A 15,455-nucleotide genomic window follows, 5' to 3' on the forward strand; every position below is an offset into this window, starting at 1 on the left:
TAGTTCAATGACCATCACCCTTGATTCCGCCACGTTCATCGCCGCTGCCCCCGCGAACCTGCGGACCGAGTGCACCGGCCTGACCCCCGCCGAGTTCCATGACCGGTACTGCGCCCAGACGGGCCCGGTCAAGCTCAGCGACTGGACCCCGATCGGCCACCGGGCCGGCACGGCCACCCTCGAAATCGCCGATCACCTGCGCACCGTCGTGGCGACCGGCAGCCCGGTGGCGGCGTTGACCTCGGCGCTCTACGACGAGGGCTATCCGGTGGAGATCCTCCAGTTCCACCAGCGCCGCACCCAGGACGGCATGGCCACCTTCGTGCAGTGTGAGTTCAACGGCCGCCGCGGCTGGGGCGCCGCCCTCGCCGACGACCCGGCCGAATCCACCATCCGCGCCATGATCGCCGGCATCAACCGCCTCGGTTCGCACTTCTGACAAAGTCCCGGCACCGCCGCGGTTGCGGCGGGGCCGGGAACTGAGCGCTGTCGGCGTCGAAAAGTAAAGCGCCGCAACTCTTCTGGGAGCTGCGGCGCTGAAGCTGCCGGGGGAGTGTTTACTGCGCCTGCTGCTCGGCGATCTGCTTGCGAACCTCGTCCATGTCGAGGGCCTTCACCTGGGTGACCAGATCCTCGAGGGCGGCCGGGGGCAGGGCGCCGGGCTGCGCGAAGACGAGCACGCCCTCGCGGAAGGCCATGATCGTCGGGATGGAGCGGATGTTCGCGGCGGCGGCCAGGCCCTGCTGGTCCTCGGTGTCGACCTTGCCGTGCACCACGTCGGGATGCGTCTCGGACGAGGCCTCGAAGGTCGGGGCGAAGCTGCGGCAGGGGCCGCACCACGATGCCCAGAAGTCGACGAGAACGACGTCGTTGCCGGTGACTACCTCGTCGAAGTTCTGCTCGGTCAGGGTCTGGGTGGCCATGGTTTCCTCTCGTATCGATGTCCCCGGTCCAACACCGGGCCCTACGGTTATCTTCCCTGGGCGATCGGGGGTGCTAGTAATCCGCCGATTCGTGCCGACCGGCCACCGACCATTCGACCCGCCGATCTCCGTCCCAACGCCGGATACCCTCCACGGTAGCCCGGAAATCCTTGTCCCAGGCCACCGCGTCCAGCGCGGCGTCGAACTGGCCGGGCCGCAGCCGCCGGGCCATGGTGACATGCGGCGTCCAGACGTCGGGCCGGACATTGCCGGGAATTCCCGGGCACTCCTCGATCACCCGGAACAGCCTGTGCTGCAACGTGATCAGCGGTTCGGAGGGCACCACGGCCCGCACCAGGATGGGCGCGCGCGCCCCGAACACCAGTAGTCCGCCGAGCCGGACGGGGAAGGGCTGGAAGTCCTGGTGCGCCAGCGCCTTGTTCAGTCGCGGCCAGATCATGGACGCCACCACCAGGGTGATGTGCGGCCGGTGCTCGGGCTCGGGCGTGTGCAGGCCGAGCTCGCGCAGCAGCGCCCACTGGCGGCGCACCTCGGCCTCGGCCGTCGTATCCAGCACCAGTTCCACCGATTGCACCATGGTGTCCCGAACTTACGCCCAGGTCTCGAAACATGCGCGGGAAGTGTGCCGGAGCATCGGCTCCAGCGGGGCTGCGCGAGGATGACCCTCATGAACGACCGCGACACTCGACTACGCCTGGGCCTGCTGGAGGGTGATGGCATCGGCCCGGAAATCGTGCGCGCCACCCGGGACGTGGTCGACGACGCGTTCCAGGCGACGGGGTTGCCGCCGGTGGAATGGGTGACGCTGCCCCTGGGCCACCTGGCGATCGAGCAGTACGGCGACCCGGTGCCCGAGCAGACCCTGAACGGTCTGGCCGAACTCGACGCCTGGATCATGGGCCCGCACGACAGCGCCTCCTACCCGCCCGAGCACCGCACCGGTCTGCCGCCGGCGGGCGCGGTGCGGAAACGGTTCGGGCTCTACGCCAATATCCGTCCGGCCCGCACCCTCGAGGGCGTGCGCTCGGTCGCGCCGGACATGGATCTGCTGATCCTGCGCGAGAACTCCGAGGGCCTCTACGCGGACCGGAATATGGTCGCGGGCTCCGGCGAATTCCAGCCGTCGCCGGATGTGGCGCTGGCCGTCGGCGTGTTCACCCGCGCGGCGATCGAACGCATCGCACACCTCGGTTTCGAGATCGCGGGAGAGCGTGCCAAGAAGGTGACCATCGTGCACAAGGCCAATGTGCTGCCCATGACGATGGGCATGTTCCGCGACGTCTGCTACGAGGTGGCTGCGCAGTATCCCGACATCGAGGCGAACGACGAGCACGTGGACGCGGCGGCCGCGCATCTGGTCCGCGCGCCACAGGATTACGACGTGATCGTCACCGAAAACCTGTTCGGCGACATCCTTTCCGATCTCGCGGGCGAGTTGAGCGGTTCGCTCGGCATGGCGGCGTCGGTGAACTGCTCGGAGACGCAGGTCATGGCGCAGGCCGTGCACGGCGCGGCCCCCACGCTGGCGGGGCGCAATCGCGCGAATCCGGTGGCGTTGTTCACCTCCGCCGCGGGCATGTTGCGGTGGATGAGCCGCACCCAGCACTACAGCGCCCTGCGGCGGGTCGGCGAGCGCATGGAACATGCGGTTGCGGAGACGTTGCGGGCCGGTGTTGCGACGTCCGATTTGGGTGGGCTAGCCTCTACCTCCGAATTCACCGAGCAGGTGCGCGCACGGCTGCACCGCTGGTGAGCGCGCACTTCCGGGACCGGGCGTGTTCGGCCACGCGATGGCGTGCCGCCGATTAATGTTCGATTACCGACCGACGCGGACGGTGTCACTCGCTTACATTTCAAACGGCGGGCGACGCCCGGTTGTCGCGCACCCGAACTGTGGAGGACTGCTGTGTCTGTTCGTAACTCTTTTCGCGGGCGTGCCCTGCGGGCCGCTGTCGTCGTCGCCGGTGGCGCCCTCGCACTGACCGCCTGTACCAGCAATTCGGAGTCCAACGGTCCCGAGGTGGCCAAGGTCGACGTGGCGAAGGTCGACACCATCGCCGCCAAGGTGCCCGCCGACATCAAGTCCTCCGGCAAGCTGGTCGTCGGTGTGAACGTGCCCTACCAGCCCAACGAGTACCGGGATCCGAGCAGCGGCAAGATCGTCGGCTTCGACGTCGACCTGATGGACGCGGTGGCCAAGGTGCTCGGCCTGTCGGCCGACTACAAGGAAGCCGACTTCGAGAAGATCATCCCCTCCATCGAGGCGGGCACCTTCAATCTCGGCATGTCCTCCTTCACCGACAACAAGGAGCGCGAGGCCACCGCCGACTTCGTCGACTACTTCTCCGCGGGCAGCCAGTGGGCCCAGCAGAAGGGCAAGGCGGTCGATCCGAACAATGCCTGCGGCAAGCGAGTCGCGGTGCAGCGCACCACCGTTCAGGACACCGACGAGATCCCGGCCAAGTCCAAGGCGTGCGTCGCCGCGGGCAAGCCGGAGATCCAGAAGGTCGCCTACGACGAGCAGTCCGCCGCCGCCAACGCGCTGGTGCAGGGTCAGGTCGACGCCATGTCCGCCGACTCCCCGGTGACCGCGTACGCCATCAAGCAGGCCAGCGACAAGATCGAATCCGCCGGTCCCATCTTCGATTCCGCGCCTTACGGCTGGCCGGTCAAGAAGAGCTCGCCGCTCGCGCCGGTGCTGCAGGAAGCCGTGCAGTACCTGATGGACAACGGCCAGTACAAGAAGATCGCCGAGAACTGGGGCGTCCAGGAGGGCGCGATCACCAAGTCCGGCATCAACGGGGCGACGAGCTGAGTCGTTATGTCGCAGGACGAAATCAATTCCGCGGCGGCGGTCGCGACCGCCGAACCCGAGCCGATCAAAGCGATTCCGCTGCGTCGGCCGGGCCGGTGGATCGCCGCCGCCATCATTCTGATCGCCCTCGGCCTGTTCGTCTGGGGCGCCAAGACCAACGACGCGTACCACTGGGACACCTACTTCAAGTACCTCGGTGACAAGCGAATCGCCAAGGGCGCGTTGGTCACTCTGGAACTGACCGTGCTGGCCATGCTCATCGGCGTGGTGCTGGGCGTGGTGCTGGCCGTCATGCGGCTGTCGCCGAACCCGGTGCTGCGGTCGGTGGCGTGGGTGTATCTGTGGATCTTCCGCGGCACCCCGGTTTACGTGCAGCTGGTGTTCTGGGGCCTGTTCCCGTCGCTGTACAAGACCATCACGGTGGGGGTGCCGTTCGGTCCGTCGCTGACGCACTTCGATGTGCAGCACTGGTCCGCGCCGTTCTTCTTCGCCATGATCGGCCTGGGTCTCAACGAGGCCGCCTACATGGCCGAAATCGTCCGCGCCGGAATCAATTCCGTGGGCGAGGGACAGCGCGAGGCATCGGTGGCGCTGGGCATGTCGTGGTCGCAGACCATGACCCGCACGGTGCTGCCGCAGGCCATGCGGGTGATCATCCCGCCCACCGGCAACGAGCTCATCTCCATGCTGAAGACCACCTCGCTGGTGACGGCCATCCCGCTCACCACCGACCTCTACGGCCGGGCCCGCGACATCTACAGCGTGAACTTCCAGCCCATCCCGCTGCTCCTGGTGGCCGCCACCTGGTACCTGCTCATCACCAGCGTGCTCATGATCGGCCAGTACTACCTGGAGCGCTACTACTCGCGGGGCAGCTCGCGGCAGTTGACCGCAAAGCAGTTGCGCGCCCTGGCCGCAGCGCAGGGCCCCGGAGGGGTGAGGTGACCGCGGAAATGCCCGAGGACTCTTTGTCGTTCTCGAAGGAACCGAAGCCGCTCTTCGAGGACGCGCTGCCGTCGTCGGCGGTGCCCATGGTGCGGGCCGACCGGGTGTGCAAGAACTTCGGCGCCCTGCAGGTGCTCAAGGGCATCACCCTGGAGGTGAAACGCGGTGAGGTGCTGTGCCTGATCGGGCCGTCCGGCTCCGGCAAGTCCACCTTTCTGCGCTGCATCAACCACCTCGAGCGGGTGAACGCCGGCCGCCTCTACGTAGACGGCGATCTGGTCGGCTATCGGGAGAAGAACGGCAAACTCTACGAGCTGTATCCACGCGAGGCCGCCCGGCAGCGCCGCGATATCGGCATGGTGTTCCAGCACTTCAACCTCTTCCCGCACCGCACCGCGCTGGAGAACATCATCGAAGCGCCGACCCAGGTCAAGAAGCTGCGGCGGGCCGACGCGGTGGCGCGGGCCCGGGAGCTGCTGAACCGAGTCGGGTTGGCGGACAAGGCCGATGCCTATCCGGCTCAGCTGTCGGGCGGTCAGCAGCAGCGGGTGGCGATCGCGCGGGCGCTGGCCATGGATCCCAAGCTCATGCTCTTCGACGAGCCCACCTCGGCGCTCGACCCGGAGCTGGTGGGCGAGGTGCTGGGCGTCATGCGCGAGCTCGCGGCGTCGGGCATGACCATGATCGTGGTGACCCACGAGATGGGCTTCGCCCGTGAGGTGGCCGATCAACTGGTCTTCATGGACGGCGGGGTCGTCGTGGAGGCGGGTAACCCGCGTGAGATGCTGGCCAATCCGCAGCACGACCGGACCAAGGCGTTCCTGTCGCGCATCCTGTAGGCGCACAACGGATCAGGGAGCCGTTCCGGGGGAATTCCGCCGAATTCCCCGCGATGACGGCTCCCTGACCTCGTTACTTCCGGAGGAACTCCTGGATGCGGGCGGTCTGGCCGAGGATGGCGTGGCCGACGCCCGGCAGGATCTCCGTGGTCACGTCCGGGATGGATTGCGTCGCGCGGCGGACGGTGTCGGCGGATTTGAACATGACGTCATCGGCGCCGACGATCACCAGTACCGGCATGGTCAGGCTGCTCAGCTGGGCGTCGGTGAAGAGCGGCAGCTTGCCCCGGCGCGGATTGAAGTGCGTGAACGTGAGGGTCACGTCGTCCAGGATCTCGGCGTGGTCGGTCAGGTTCAGGCCGGTGACGATGGCCGCGGAGCGGCGCAGGTCGTAGTTGCTGAACAGATGGTCGAGCAGATTCTTGAAGATCCAGCCGAAGCGCTGCTTGCCGATGCCGCCGGGGCACAGCAGCGCCAGTTTCGTCACGTGGCCGGGGCGGCGGACGGCGTAGTCCAGCGCCGTCCAGCCGCCCAGCGACATGCCGACGAAGCTCGCGGCCGAAAGCTGAAGGCCCGCAAGGACATCATCGAGCCACAGCGCGAGCGCCCCGGAGTCGAGGGCCGGGCGCGATTCGGTGCTGCCGCCGGGCTCACCGGGCATGTCGACCGCGTACACCCGGAAATCCTGTGTCCAGGCGGCGACATCGCCGCGCCAGGCCGAGTTGTTGGAGCCGGAGCCGTGCAGCAGGATCACCGGCGGCGCGTCCCGCGGGCCGGAGGCGAGCACGAAGGTGTCACCCTCGCGGGTCGGCAGGTGCAGCTGTTCGGCGGGAACCGGCCACTGCCGCAGGATGTCCCGGTAGCGGGCCTGGATGGCGGCGCGGCCGGCCTCGGACTTGTAGATCGCGTTCACGACGCGAGGACTCCTTCCATGTATTCGAGCAGCCGGGCGGTATCGCCCAGGCCGCCGACGAGAATGACCTTCAGCCGGGCGCGTTCCCGGTCGTAGAAGGTCTGGACCCGCAGGGCCTGTCCGTCCGGTCCGCGGGTGGCCGCCGCGCCGGTCAGCAGCGTGCTGACGCGATCGGCGGTGCCGGGATCCACGGCGTCCACCTCGATGATGCTGGATGCCTCCGAATGCCGTTGCCGGGCAACCGATTCGCGTGGTCCGCCGGGTGCGGGCAGGCCGGTGAAGGTCTCCAGATCGGCGGCGGCGATGCGGTATTGCTTGCCGATGCGGGTGGCGGGGAGCTTCCCGTCGCGCACGTAGCCGCGGACGGTGCGGACGTGCAGGCCGAGGCGGTCGGCTACCTCGTCGACGGAGTACAGACGTTCTGTCACGAAAACTACCCTAAACATCCCTATTGGTGACCGCAATAGGGATGTTTAGATACTTTTGTGATGGGCCTTACGCTGCCTGTCCCACTAGGGTCCGGTGAACATCGGCGCCGGATCCTTCCAGCGCGCCAGCGCGAGGCGGAGCTGGCCGAGCAGGACCTTCGCTGCCGGGCTCATGGGCCGTTCGGCATTCCAGGCCAGCACCAGCCGGCCCCGCATCGGCGGATCGATCTCCAGGGTGCGCACCCCGAGCCGGGCCGCGTCCGCCGGGGGAATCCGGGGCACGATCGCGACACCCAGCTCATGCGCGGCCAGCCGGATCAGCAGCGGGGGAGCCGCCGCCTCGAACGACACCTTCGGGACGAGACCTGCTGTGGCGCAGGAATTTTCGAGCAGGCTGCGGAGGCCGGTTCCGGAGGGCAGGCAGATCAGCGGGTGTTCGCACAACTCCGGCAGCGTGATCCGCTCGCCGAAACCCTCGGCCGACAACGGCACCGCCGCGACAATGGCGCTGTCGTAGATGTTCTCGACGCTGATGCCCGGATCCAGATCGGCGGAGATACTGAGCAGGCCGATGTCCAGGTCGCCGCGGCGGACCGCGTTGTACATCGCGTCGGAGGTGTCCTCGGTCAGGGAGATGCCGATCTGCGGATGATCGCGATGGAAGGCGGACAGCACCGCGGCGATGTCGATCTCCTCGCCGGCCGCGCCGGAGATCAGTCCGACCCGCACGTGCCCCCGCAGCAGACCGGTGAATTCGTCCACCGTGTGGGTGATGCGCTCGACCTCGTCGAGGGCCGCCCGGGCCAGCGGCAGCACCGCCGCGCCGACCGGGGTGAGCGTGACCGACCGCCCGGAACGATCCAGCAGCGGCTGGCCCAGTTCGCGTTCCAGCTGCCGGATCTGCGCACTGAGCCCGGGCTGCGCCAGATGCAGCCGAGCCGCCGCCCGGGTGAAGTTGGCCTCCTCGGCGACCGTCACGAAGTATCGCAGCTGGCGCAGTTCCATAACTAGTGATTCTAGTTGCGAGAAAAACTATCTGTTGGAGTTATCGAACTGCGCCGAGCAGAGTTGGGGACATGACGAAGACAGCGATCACCGAACTGCCGGCCACCACCGGCCCCGTCTTCCAGCCCGGCGACACCGGCTACGACGCCGAAATCGCCGGATTCCAAACCTCTTACACCCACCGTCCCGCCGTCGTTGTCGGCGCGGCCCACGCCGAGGACGTGCGTGCCGCCGTGGAATACGCGGCGCGCCGACGCCTTCCGATCGCGGTCCAGGCCACCGGTCACGGCCTGTCCGTCGCCACCGACGGCGGCGTGCTCATCACCACCCGCCGCCTGACCGACATTCGCGTCGACGCGCAGGCCCGCACCGCCCGCATCGGCGCGGGCGTCCAGGCCGGAGCCCTGATCGAGGCGGCCGCCCCGCACGGGCTGGCGCCATTGCACGGCTCCTCGCTGTCGGTCGGCGTGGTCGGCTACATCCTGGGCGGCGGCGTCGGCATCCTGGCCCGCGAATACGGATACGCGGCGGAGTATGTGAGCGCCATCGAGATCGTGACCGCAGACGGGCGCCTGCGTCATCTCGCCCCCGGCGACGAGCTGTTCGGCGCGGTGCTGGGCACCGGCGGCAACTTCGGCGTGGTCACCGCGCTGGAGCTCGAACTGCTCTCCGTCGCGGAGGTCTACGGTGGCCAGCTGCAGTTCGACACCCCGCTGGTGGCCCCCGCGCTGGAGGCCTGGCGGCTGTGGACCCAGGATGTGCCCGACACCGTCACCTCGGCCATCACCATGCTGACCTTCCCGGACATCCCGCAGCTGCCCGAGCGCCTGCGCGGGCGTTACGCGGCGACCATCAACATCGCCTTCACCGGGTCCGCGGAAGAGGGGGACCGGCTGGTCGCGCCGCTGCGCGCGGTCGGTGCGCGGATGGTCGACGACCTGCGGGTCATGTCGTACCCGGAAAGCCATGCCATCTACCGGGATCCGGACCACCCGCACGCCTACATCGCCACCAACGCGCTGCTGTCCGAACTGCCCGCCGACGCCGCCGACGCCTTCCTGGACGTCACCGGCCCGGACGCGGTGTTGCCGACGGTGGCCGGGTTCCGGCACCTGGGCGGCGCGCTGGGAAGGCCCGGCCCGCACGGCATCTCGATGGATCACCGCGACGCCGAATACATCGCCCGCGTGCTGGCCATGCCGCAGCCCGGCAATGCCGAGCAGGTGCGCGATCAGCTGGATCTCGTGCGAAAGACGTTGGCGCCGTGGACCGTCGGGCAGAACCTGAACTTCCTGTACGGCGGTGGCGATCAGGCCGGCGAGGCGCAGACCCGGGCCGGCTACCGCCCGGCCACCTACGCGCGGCTGGCGGCGCTGAAGACCGAGTACGACCCGGCCAACCTGTTCCGCAACAACCGCAATATCCGGCCGCGCTGACCCGGCCCCGCCCCGGTCCCCATCGCGAATCATCGCGGCGGGGACCTCTTGCCGGCGTCCTCGCTCCGCGCTATCGTCGTGATATCACTTCGATACTAGGGAGAGTGTCATGGAGTTGCGTCGAGCCTTCCGGCTGAACGGATTCCCCATGCTGGGGGTGCTGATCCTGCTGGTCATCGCGATCGCCGTCGAGGCGCACGCACTGAACACCCGGGGCGACGGCGGCGGATCGCAGACCTTCCTGGGGGTGGCGCTGGCCGTGACGATCCTGGCCGCGGTGCTGGCCGCGAGCGGGTTTGTCGTGGTGAATCCCAACCAGGCCAAGGTGATCCAGTTCTTCGGCCGGTACATCGGCTCGGTCAGCGAATCCGGGTTCCACTGGGTCACCCCGCTGTCCAGCCGCCGCGGCATCTCGCTGCGGGTCCGGAACTTCGAGACCCAGAAGCTGAAGGTCAACGACCTCGACGGCAACCCGGTCGAGATCGCGGCCGTGGTCGTGTACCAGGTGGTGGACAGCTACAAGGCCGCCTTCGCCGTCGACGACTACGAGGACTTCGTCCGCACCCAGTCCGAGACCGCGGTCCGGCACCTGGCCACCACGCACCCCTACCAGACCGACGACGCCGGCACCGCCAGCCTGCGCGACGGCACCGAGGTCGCCGGGGAGCTCACCACCGAACTGCGCGCCCGCACCGAACTGGCCGGCATCGAGATCATCGAGGCCCGCATCACCCACCTCGCCTACGCACCGGAGATCGCCCAGGCCATGCTGGTCCGCCAGCAGGCCGCCCAGGTGGTCGCCGCCCGCAGCCGCATCGTCGAGGGCGCGGTCGGTATGGTCGGCATGGCCCTGGACCGACTGGCCGACCAGGGCGTGGTCGAACTCGATGAGGAGCGCAAGGCGGCGATGGTGTCAAACCTGCTGGTGGTCCTGTGCGGCGACCGCTCCGCCTCACCCGTCGTCAACGCCGGCACCCTCTACGCGTAATGGTCAAGCGCGAGCCGAAAAAGGTGCTGCTCCGGCTCGATCCGGCGGTCCATGAAGCCATCGCCAAGTGGGCCGCCGACGACCTCCGCAGCATCAACGCGCAGATCGAATTCGCCCTCCGTCTCGCCCTCAAACAGGCCGGGCGCGAACCGAAATAGTCACGACACGGTGTCCACGCCGTCGATGCGGCGGTCGTCGTCGGATCAGGGCTGAGAATGGCGGCGGTCGGTGACGTCGCACCTGCGCTCGACGGGGCCGAACCCGAACTCGCCGAACGATTCCCGCCCTCCCGGACCAGGCCGACCGCCGGCGTCACCGTCACGACCATCGCCACCGCCGCCGAAGCCGCCCACACCAGCGCACTCAGCGACCGTCGCGCGGGATCGGCGGGCCGGAACTCCACGGGTGCCGGGGCGGGCGGGGATCGTTCGGTGAGTTCCGCGGTGGCCGATGAGTTCGATTGCGCCGCAGCACTTCTCGGATATGTCGGGACCGTCGGCGGCTCCGCGCCGTCGAGCGCGGCGCGGGCCGCGCTCGACAGGCTGCCCCATCCCGCCCGCGCCGAGTGCCCGGAGCAGCCCGTAGCGCCCGAAACGGCTCTCCTCCACGCCATACCCCCAATCACCACGAGGGTGCGGATGTCGCTCTCAGTTCGCCTTTTCGGTGACGAAAATGGCTGTACCGGGAAAGATCTCGCCGCGCAGGGGGCTCCACTGACCCCACTCGCGGTCGAGCCATTCGGGCCAGTCCGGTTCGATGATGTCCTTCAGGACGAGGCCTGCGGCGACGATCTCGCGGACGCGGTCCCCGATGGTGCGGTGGTGTTCGACGTAGGTGGGTTCGCCCTCGGAGTCCAGTTCGACGTACGGGGTGCGGTCGAAATAAGGGATGGTGGCGCGCAGGCCCTCGGGGCCCGGGTCGTCGGGGAAGATCCAGCGCATCGGATGGTTCACCGAGAAGACCCAGCGGCCACCCGGTTTGAGGACGCGGTGCACCTCCCGCATCACCTGAGCGGAGTCCGCGACGAACGGCACCGCGCCGAACGCGGAGCAGGCCAGATCGAAAGACGCGTCGGCGAAGGGCAATTCCTCGGCACCCGACTGGACGAGCGGAACCCGGGGCCCGCCCGCGGCCATCGCGGCCAGACCCCGGTCGAGCATGGCACGGGAGATGTCGAGCCCGACCGGGTGCGCGCCGTGTGAGGCGAGCCAGCGCGAGCAGGGCGCCGAGCCGCAGCCGATCTCCAGGATCCGCTTGCCGGCGATGTCTCCCAATAGATGCCAGTCACCCTCGTGCAATCCCTCCGGGCACCACACGAATTCGCCGGCGGGGGAGTCCACGCCGAGGAAGTCGGCGTGGGTCTCGTGGTAGGCCGCGGCGTCCGCGTCCCACCACCTGCGGCTGGCGCGCTGACTGGACCGTGAGTCGACCTTGGCGCGGGTCACTCCCACCGTCCCGAGCAGGGTGTTGGCTTCGGCGTGCCGGGTATCGTCGGTGGTGACGGAGTGATCTTCGGACATGGGCTCACCCTATCCAGCCGCGCGCCGGGACCCATGTTTGCTTGGTACAACACCCGTCGCGTACGCTGTTTTCCGCGAGTGTCTTCTGTACCCGGTTTCTCGAGACCGAGTAGAGCAGATAATCGTGCTGTGAGTCCGCATGCTGTCTTTGGAAGTTACAGCAGGGCAGCGTTGTGCAGCGTCGCAGCGCTGTGCTGTGCATGACCAACGTTAGTTCCAACGCCTGCTGTTCGCAGCAATACCGAAAGTCCACATGTCCACTACCGACCACAATCCGTCCGGAGCCTCCCAACACATGCCCACCACTGTCACCTCGCCGCAGGTTGCCGTCAACGACATCGGCACTGCCGAGGACTTCCTCGCCGCCATCGACAAGACCATCAAGTACTTCAACGACGGAGATATCGTCGAAGGAACCATCGTCAAGGTCGATCGTGACGAGGTCCTTCTCGACATCGGTTACAAGACCGAAGGCGTGATCCCGTCTCGCGAACTGTCCATCAAGCACGATGTCGACCCGGCCGAGGTCGTTTCCGTGGGCGATGAGGTCGAGGCCCTCGTTCTCACCAAGGAGGACAAGGAAGGCCGCCTGATCCTGTCGAAGAAGCGCGCTCAGTACGAGCGGGCTTGGGGCACGATCGAGGAGCTCAAGGAGAAGGACGAGGCCGTCAAGGGCACCGTCATCGAGGTCGTCAAGGGCGGCCTGATCCTGGACATCGGTCTGCGTGGCTTCCTCCCGGCGTCGCTGGTCGAGATGCGCCGTGTCCGCGACCTCCAGCCGTACGTCGGCAAGGAGATCGAGGCCAAGATCATCGAGCTCGACAAGAACCGCAACAACGTGGTCCTGTCGCGTCGCGCCTGGCTCGAGCAGACCCAGTCCGAGGTCCGCAGCGAGTTCCTGCACCAGCTGCAGAAGGGCCAGGTCCGCAAGGGTGTGGTCTCCTCCATCGTCAACTTCGGTGCCTTCGTGGACCTGGGTGGCGTGGACGGTCTGGTGCACGTCTCCGAGCTGTCCTGGAAGCACATCGACCACCCGTCCGAGGTTGTCGAGGTCGGCAACGAGGTCACCGTCGAGGTTCTCGACGTCGACCTGGACCGCGAGCGTGTCTCCCTGTCGCTCAAGGCGACCCAGGAAGACCCGTGGCGTCAGTTCGCCCGCACCCACGCGATCGGTCAGATCGTGCCGGGCAAGGTCACCAAGCTGGTTCCGTTCGGTGCGTTCGTGCGCGTCGAAGAGGGCATCGAGGGCCTGGTGCACATCTCCGAGCTGGCCGAGCGCCACGTCGAGGTCCCGGACCAGGTTGTCGCCGTCGGCGACGACGCCATGGTCAAGGTCATCGACATCGACCTCGAGCGTCGCCGGATCTCGCTGTCGCTGAAGCAGGCCAACGAGGACTACACGGCCGAGTTCGACCCGTCGAAGTACGGCATGGCCGACAGCTACGACGACCAGGGCAACTACATCTTCCCCGAGGGCTTCGACTCCGAGACCAACGAATGGCTCGAGGGCTTCGAGAAGCAGCGTGAGGAGTGGGAGACCCGGTACGCCGAGGCCGAGCGTCGCCACAAGATGCACACCGCTCAGATGGAGAAGATGGCCGCCGACGCCGCCGCCGAGGCTGCCAACGGTGGTCCGTCGAACTACTCCTCGGAGTCGGGTTCGCAGGCCGCTGCTTCGTCCTCCGAGCCGGCCGGTGGCTCGCTCGCGAGCGACGCGCAGCTGGCTGCCCTGCGCGAGAAGCTGTCGGGCAACGCCTGATTCGCTGTTCCGCGGTAAGCGATAACGAAAGTCCCCTGGCCCCAATGGGTCAGGGGACTTTCGTTTTTGTCGTTCTTTCTGAGGCGCACGTCACTGGCCGAGTCTCCGATTGGACCCGCTACGGTTACGAATGGTTCGCTGGGCCGTCACCATTCGAGGGTTGGATGCGAGCTGGACGTTTGACCGAATATGGTCTCGGCGTTCAATTCCTCTCACTCCTAGCGGGAAGGCACTACCGGGGCATGGGCGTGTTCGCCGGAATCAACAGACGCGATTTTCTGGCGAAAGCCATGGCCGCCGGCGGTGCGGCCTCGCTCGCCTCATTGGCCGGGCCGATCATCGAGCGGGCCTACGCCGCCGATCCCGCCGGGATGGGTGGGCTCGGCGACATCGAGCACATCGTGCTGCTCATGCAGGAGAACCGGTCCTTCGACCACTACTTCGGCACCATGTCCGGCGTGCGCGGCTTCGACGACCCGTCCCCGGCCTGGAACCAGTACGGGTACGCGCCCGGCGTCGGCCCGACCGCGGACGGCTTCCTCAACCCCTTCCGCCTCGACACCACCCGCGGCGCCACCCTCGACGGTGAATGCATCAACGACCCCGACCACGGCTGGGTCGGCACGCACAAGGCGTGGAACAACGGCCGCAACGACGGCTGGATGCCCATGTCCATCGCCTCGGTCGGCGCCGGAAACGGGCCTGCCGCAATGGGTTACTACACCCAGGCCGACGTCCCCGTGCACTGGGACCTGGCCAATGCCTTCACCCTCTGCGACGGCTACCACTGCTCGGTGCTCGGCCCGACCGACCCCAACCGCCTGTACTGGGTCTCGGCGACCATCGACCCGGACGGCCGCAATGGCGGCCCGCTGCTCGAGACGCCGACGCTGATCCCGCAGAACGCCTACAGCTGGCGGACCATGCCGGAGAACCTCTCCGACGCCGGAGTCAGCTGGAAGATCTACAACAACCGCGACATCGGCCCGCTGTCCTCGGTCATCCTGGACGGCATGATGGGCTGCTTCAAGCAGGCCGCCGACCCGAATTCCGAACTGGCGCGCCGCGGTAAGGCCCCGGCCTACCCGCTGGACTTCGCCGCCGACGTGGCGGCCAACCAGCTGCCCGCCGTGTCCTGGGTGATCCCGCCGCTGCTCAACTGCGAGCACCCGGCCCTGCCGCCGGCCTTCGGCGCCGTCGGCATCATGCAGGTGCTCGACATCCTCACCTCGAATCCGGCGGTGTGGGAGAAGACCGCGCTGATCATCAGCTACGACGAGAACGGCGGCTTCTTCGACCACGTCACTCCGCCGACCCCGCCCGTGGGCACGCCGGGCGAGTACATCACCGTGCCGACCGACAAGAAGTTCGAGGGCATCACCGGTCCCATCGGGCTCGGCTATCGCGTTCCATGCCTGGTGGTTTCGCCCTACAGCCGCGGCGGCCTGGTGGCCTCGGAGACCTTCGACCACACCTCGCAGCTGCGCCTGATCGAGCGCCGCTTCGGCGTAGACGTGCCCAACCTGACCGCGTGGCGGCGCGGTGTCACCGGGGACATGACCTCGGCCTTCGACTTCGCCTCGGCCCCGGACGCCACGAAACCCGCGTTCGCCCCGGCGAATCGGAAGGTCGATGCCGCGCTGGCGCAGTGCGGGCCGAACATCGCCCTGGGTACCGCGACCGTCGGCACGCCCTACCCGGTGCCGCCGAACGCCATGCCCACGCAGGACCCCGGCACGCGTCGTCGCCCCAGCGGAATCGTGTAGGAGTTCCGGTGACGCGGGGTGATCGCCTGAGCGGCATCACGTAACACGCACACGAAAACGGTGGCTCGGTCCGAATCGGACCGGGCCACTGGGCGTT

At 67.8% G+C, this 15,455-nt stretch carries 16 protein-coding genes; 10 read left to right on the plus strand and 6 right to left on the minus strand.

Annotated features, from left to right (window positions below):
• The first annotated feature begins 7 nt into the window (after positions 1 to 7).
• Entirely contained in the window at positions 8 to 439 is a 432-nt protein-coding gene (locus ON33_RS07490; protein WP_040856856.1) for a 2-isopropylmalate synthase, read from the plus strand.
• 118 nt (positions 440 to 557) lie between these two features.
• Here ON33_RS07490 and trxA read toward each other — a convergent pair whose 3' ends face one another.
• Together trxA and ON33_RS07500 are read right to left on the minus strand one after the other, a co-directional pair.
• A complete protein-coding gene (gene trxA, locus ON33_RS07495) occupies positions 558 to 923 on the minus strand; it encodes a thioredoxin (RefSeq protein WP_040856857.1) in 366 nt (121 codons plus the stop codon).
• A gap of 73 nt (positions 924 to 996) precedes the next feature.
• Positions 997 to 1,521 carry a 2'-5' RNA ligase family protein gene (locus tag ON33_RS07500; protein WP_040856858.1) on the minus strand — a complete coding sequence of 175 codons (525 nt, stop codon included), beginning with the start codon at positions 1,519 to 1,521 and terminating at the stop codon, positions 997 to 999.
• Between the two features lie 90 nt (positions 1,522 to 1,611).
• Between ON33_RS07500 and ON33_RS07505 the strand changes: the two genes are divergently transcribed.
• The 4 genes from ON33_RS07505 to ON33_RS07520 all read left to right on the plus strand — a co-directional run bounded on the left by ON33_RS07505 (position 1,612) and on the right by ON33_RS07520 (position 5,543).
• Positions 1,612 to 2,697: an isocitrate/isopropylmalate dehydrogenase family protein gene (locus ON33_RS07505; protein ID WP_040857052.1), complete on the plus strand. Its 1,086-nt coding sequence runs from the start codon at positions 1,612 to 1,614 to the stop codon at positions 2,695 to 2,697.
• Between the two features lie 153 nt (positions 2,698 to 2,850).
• Entirely contained in the window at positions 2,851 to 3,759 is a 909-nt protein-coding gene (locus ON33_RS07510) for an ABC transporter substrate-binding protein (protein WP_051151754.1), read from the plus strand.
• Between the two features lie 6 nt (positions 3,760 to 3,765).
• Entirely contained in the window at positions 3,766 to 4,704 is a 939-nt protein-coding gene (locus ON33_RS07515) for an amino acid ABC transporter permease (protein WP_040856859.1), read from the plus strand.
• A gap of 86 nt (positions 4,705 to 4,790) precedes the next feature.
• Positions 4,791 to 5,543, plus strand: a complete 753-nt coding sequence (locus tag ON33_RS07520) for an amino acid ABC transporter ATP-binding protein (protein WP_040857056.1) — start codon at positions 4,791 to 4,793, stop codon at positions 5,541 to 5,543.
• A 73-nt stretch (positions 5,544 to 5,616) separates the two neighbouring features.
• On the opposite strand, the gene ON33_RS07525 is transcribed toward ON33_RS07520, so the two are convergent.
• The 3 genes from ON33_RS07525 to ON33_RS07535 all read right to left on the minus strand — a co-directional run bounded on the left by ON33_RS07525 (position 5,617) and on the right by ON33_RS07535 (position 7,889).
• A complete protein-coding gene (locus ON33_RS07525) occupies positions 5,617 to 6,456 on the minus strand; it encodes an alpha/beta fold hydrolase (RefSeq protein WP_040856860.1) in 840 nt (279 codons plus the stop codon).
• Entirely contained in the window at positions 6,453 to 6,884 is a 432-nt protein-coding gene (locus ON33_RS07530) for a helix-turn-helix domain-containing protein (protein WP_040856861.1), read from the minus strand. Before ON33_RS07530 ends, ON33_RS07525 begins: the two co-directional genes overlap by 4 nt.
• An 84-nt stretch (positions 6,885 to 6,968) precedes the next feature.
• On the minus strand, positions 6,969 to 7,889 hold the full coding sequence (locus ON33_RS07535) for a LysR family transcriptional regulator (protein ID WP_040856863.1): 921 nt from the start codon (positions 7,887 to 7,889) through the stop codon (positions 6,969 to 6,971).
• Between the two features lie 71 nt (positions 7,890 to 7,960).
• On the opposite strand from ON33_RS07535, the gene ON33_RS07540 reads away from it, so the two are divergent.
• The 3 genes from ON33_RS07540 to ON33_RS42220 all read left to right on the plus strand — a co-directional run bounded on the left by ON33_RS07540 (position 7,961) and on the right by ON33_RS42220 (position 10,471).
• Positions 7,961 to 9,325, plus strand: a complete 1,365-nt coding sequence (locus ON33_RS07540; RefSeq protein ID WP_040856865.1) for an FAD-binding oxidoreductase — start codon at positions 7,961 to 7,963, stop codon at positions 9,323 to 9,325.
• Between the two features lie 109 nt (positions 9,326 to 9,434).
• Complete coding sequence (locus ON33_RS07545) at positions 9,435 to 10,313, plus strand: SPFH domain-containing protein (protein ID WP_040856867.1); 879 nt, start codon at positions 9,435 to 9,437, stop codon at positions 10,311 to 10,313.
• Positions 10,313 to 10,471 carry a type II toxin-antitoxin system antitoxin gene (locus ON33_RS42220; protein WP_169336786.1) on the plus strand — a complete coding sequence of 53 codons (159 nt, stop codon included), beginning with the start codon at positions 10,313 to 10,315 and terminating at the stop codon, positions 10,469 to 10,471. Before ON33_RS07545 ends, ON33_RS42220 begins: the two co-directional genes overlap by 1 nt.
• A gap of 489 nt (positions 10,472 to 10,960) precedes the next feature.
• Here ON33_RS42220 and ON33_RS07550 read toward each other — a convergent pair whose 3' ends face one another.
• Complete coding sequence (locus tag ON33_RS07550) at positions 10,961 to 11,833, minus strand: class I SAM-dependent methyltransferase (protein WP_040856869.1); 873 nt, start codon at positions 11,831 to 11,833, stop codon at positions 10,961 to 10,963.
• Between the two features lie 295 nt (positions 11,834 to 12,128).
• Between ON33_RS07550 and rpsA the strand changes: the two genes are divergently transcribed.
• On the plus strand, positions 12,129 to 13,592 hold the full coding sequence (gene rpsA, locus ON33_RS07555; RefSeq protein WP_040856871.1) for a 30S ribosomal protein S1: 1,464 nt from the start codon (positions 12,129 to 12,131) through the stop codon (positions 13,590 to 13,592).
• 242 nt (positions 13,593 to 13,834) lie between these two features.
• Positions 13,835 to 15,358, plus strand: a complete 1,524-nt coding sequence (locus ON33_RS07560; protein WP_040856872.1) for a phospholipase C — start codon at positions 13,835 to 13,837, stop codon at positions 15,356 to 15,358.
• Positions 15,359 to 15,455 lie beyond the last annotated feature (97 nt).

This window comes from Nocardia niigatensis NBRC 100131 (genome assembly GCF_000308655.1).
GTDB classification, from domain to species: Bacteria; Actinomycetota; Actinomycetes; order Mycobacteriales; family Mycobacteriaceae; genus Nocardia; species Nocardia niigatensis.